Source organism: Aromatoleum tolulyticum (assembly GCF_900156155.1).
Lineage (GTDB): Bacteria > Pseudomonadota > Gammaproteobacteria > Burkholderiales > Rhodocyclaceae > Aromatoleum > Aromatoleum tolulyticum.
In genome coordinates, this window is the sequence record NZ_FTMD01000034.1 from 1 (window position 1) to 2,370 (window position 2,370).

2 protein-coding genes are annotated in these 2,370 nt (G+C 64.1%); both read right to left on the bottom strand.

The window, feature by feature from the left end:
* Window positions 1-1,430, bottom strand: a 1,430-nt coding sequence (locus BW991_RS23425; RefSeq protein ID WP_076604521.1) for a T6SS effector phospholipase Tle3 domain-containing protein, incomplete at its 3' end; no start/stop codon positions are given.
* On the bottom strand, window positions 1,427-2,370 hold a 944-nt coding region (locus BW991_RS23430), incomplete at its 5' end, for a DUF2345 domain-containing protein (protein ID WP_244551804.1). The genes BW991_RS23430 and BW991_RS23425, both read right to left, overlap by 4 nt.

Here is a 2,370-nt window from a genome sequence, read left to right on the forward strand (position 1 = left end):
TGCTGTGTCTCCAATCGACGAGCGGAATTTTCCTGATAAGACGACGTTTCCGCGATCCATTCCTCGCGCGCGTATACATCGCGAAAAAATGAGAACTCATTGTCGTTCACCCAAGGTTTGGCTCTCTCTGACGGATTGTCGAATTCGATCAATTCCATCGTCGTGATCGGGTCCGGAACCGCTTCGGCATTGATCTCCACACGTTGGTTTACGTCTGGCGTCACCCACAGATCCATGGGGATCAAGCCCTTGGTCTTCTTCATGAGGTTCCAGAAGGGCTTGAGGCTGCCGTCCGGCTCGCGCGGCCACAGGTATTGTTCGCCCGGGGCTGTTCCGCACGGCGTGGAGCGCGCGAGCATGCGTTGATAAAGGGTACCGGTATATGTCTTGAGCAGTTGAGTCGGAAGCCCGTGCCAGCCGATGCTCTGCAGTGCAGTCGAGCCCATGACGCGATCATGGGGATTGAAGTAGATATACATACGCCCGGTATTGTCGCGTTCGCTAGGGGCCGACGGGGTCCAGGGGGCGCCGTAGGCCGTTTGGCCAACCCGCAGACACTCGACCAGTTCGCGGGTCAGCCTGCGATGGCCCGAATCGAAGTGCCGGACAATGTTTTCGAACGTCTTGCGCCGGGCGTCCGCCGTGGGGGCATCGTCGCCCTGGGCAAAGGTGTCCGTGATCTTCGAGTCGAACGCGTAGGGGCTGTTCATGAGCATCACGCAGTCGGGCTGGTTCGTGGACTCGAGTAGGGCCTGCGCGGCCAGTACGATCTGCGTTCCCTGGCTGTGACCGATCAGCGTGATCGTGTCGGCAGCGAACCTGCCGCGAATCTTGCGCACGAGTTCTGCCAGCCGGCCCGCAGCGTGTGCGTAATAAGTGCGTGGCGGCGCGTCTTGCAACTGGCGGTCGACTTCCGGGTTCAACTTTTGCACGTCGATCGGGATGAGTGCCGCCCACACATCGCGTCGGAAGCCTAAGGGGGACCAGAGCAGAGGCAGGTTGTTGCATCCGTTCTGGAATGGTCCTCCACCCCAATATAGCGGGGGGCGAGGTGAGTAGTTCCTGGCCCAGGCGGAGTTGCGTTCCTTGCTGCTGTCCCGCAAGGGAACACGCCAGCGCCGCTCTTCGCCGTCCTGCGGCCGATAGCCCCAGAAGAAGTGAATGATGGGAGAGCGGTCGCTGGTTTCGGGTTTCGGTTTGGCCTCATCGGGATCCCACTCCCTTGGCTTCAGGTCGTTCCGTCCCAGCCGCTTGTTCAGGCCGGCGAGAACGTTCTGCTCGGCGGCCTCGTACCATTCCCCCTCGCTGTTGACGCCATGCACGAAGATGATGATTCCCGGCATGTCGGGCTGCAGCAGCACGTCTTTGCAGGTCTTGTCGTCGACCGGAGTCGCGTAGGAGGTGGCTAGGGGAGCGGCGGGCGTCGTCATCGGACTTTCGGTGTCACGGGGCGTTGGAGATGGATGAGATCGACTTCGAGATGCATGGCTTCGAGCGCCGACGCATTCACCCTGACCGTCTTGCCGTCGGCGGCGGTACTGCCGTGCACGAGCGCGCCACCGGTGGTACGGATGCGGTAGGAGATGTTCTCGATGGGCTTGCCGTTCAGGGCGTCGATGAGCCTGAAGCCTTCGTCATAGTCGTGCGTGGGGCTCTGCTTGAATTCGTGCGCCAGGCTCGTCGGTCCCCCGAAGCTCTTCTTCCCCGCATGCACCGTAATCGTCCCCGGGCACGCCACGGTGATGCCGCCGTCGATCGTGATGCTGGCGCCGCCTTCGACGCTGAGGACGATCTTCTTGGCCGCGGCGAAGTCGATGTTCGCGCTTGCGCTGACGAGCTTGAGCTCGTTGCGGGCGAGGAGCTTGAGTTCGTCGCTCTGCGCCTGCAGCTCGATGTCGTCCCTGGCGGCGATCAGGCGGATACCGGTGTTGTCCTCGCCGGGCTCGATGGCGCCCGCGAGCAGACCGATCGCCTGGCCGGCGTGGAGGCGGGCGCTGCCGGCGACCGCGATGTTCGTGTCGGCGCCGCTCATGAGGGTGGCGGTGTCGCCGGCGGCAATTTGCACGCTGTGGCCGGCGATGAGGCCGATGCCGGCCTGCGCGGCCTGCAGGATCGCGGGGGCGGACAGGTGCGGAACCTTGTCGCCGGCGACGGCGGTGTGGCCGGCGTCCGCGTCGGTCGTGGCCTCGGCGAGATCGCGGCGCGAGACCATGCCGGAGGCGATCCGGCTCAAGGCCTTGAGAGGCGGGTGGTCCGGGTCGGCGGCGCTAGCGTTGGCCGCGGTGCTGCCGATCGCGGCGGCGAGTTTCACGGTCTGGTGCGTGTCGGCTGCGTGCGAGAGAGTGTCGGCGAGCGTGCACGCCTGTTTGA